This window comes from Bradyrhizobium sp. AC87j1 (assembly GCF_002936975.1).
In the GTDB taxonomy this organism is placed as follows: Bacteria; Pseudomonadota; Alphaproteobacteria; order Rhizobiales; family Xanthobacteraceae; genus Bradyrhizobium; species Bradyrhizobium shewense.
On record NZ_PTFE01000263.1, the window covers coordinates 1 to 864 of the forward strand.

Below are 864 nucleotides of genomic sequence, written 5' to 3' on the forward strand. Positions count from 1 at the left end.
CGTTTGCGCAGCAGCGGCTATGGTTTTTGGCGCAACTGAACGAAGGCAGCACGAACTATCACATTCCGCTGACCTTGCGACTACGCGGGATGCTCGACCGCAGCGCCTGGCAGCGCAGCCTTGACCGTGTGTTTGCGCGTCATGAGGCGCTGCGCAGTGTTTTTGTCGCGACGCAGGGCAAGCCCCGGGTTGAGGTTCTGCCCCCGGATGCGGGACTGCCGATAGTTGAGCACGATCTGCGGGAGAGATCGGATGCGCAAGCGGCACTTTTGGATCTTCGCCATGAAGAGGGGCGCACGCCATTCGATCTTGCGCGCGGTCCGCTGATCCGCGGGCATCTGGTGCGGATGTCGGATGAGGAACACGTCTTCCTGCTGACCCAGCATCACATCGTCTCGGACGGCTGGTCGATGGGCGTGCTGCTGCGTGAACTTAGCCAGCTCTACCGGGCATTTGAGGCTGGGCAGGACGATCCTCTGCCGCCGCTTGCGATCCAGTATCCGGATTATGCCGCCTGGCAACGCCAATGGCTGTCGGGGGATCGGCTGCAGAAGCAGGCGCAGTATTGGCGCAGCGCCCTGGCAGGCACGACCCGTCTTGTCTTGCCGACGGACCATGCGCGGCCTGCCCAGCAGTCGTTTGCCGCGGCCACGGTTCCGGTCATCATCGATGCGGATTTGACGCGGGAGCTGAAGCAGCTGAGCCTGCAGCATGGCACGACGTTGTTCATGACAGTGCTGGCGGCCTGGGCGGCGGTGCTGTCGCGTCTGTCGGGGCAGGACGATCTTGTGATTGGCGTGCCGAGCGCCAATCGGGGGCACCGGCAGATCGAAGAGCTGATCGGGTTCTTCGTCAACACCCTGG

Annotated in this window: 1 protein-coding gene; it reads left to right on the forward strand. The window is 63.4% G+C overall.

What is annotated here, in order from left to right:
• Positions 1 to 864 (forward strand): condensation domain-containing protein (locus CV770_RS41215; protein ID WP_245454033.1); only part of this gene is annotated, 864 nt, incomplete at both ends.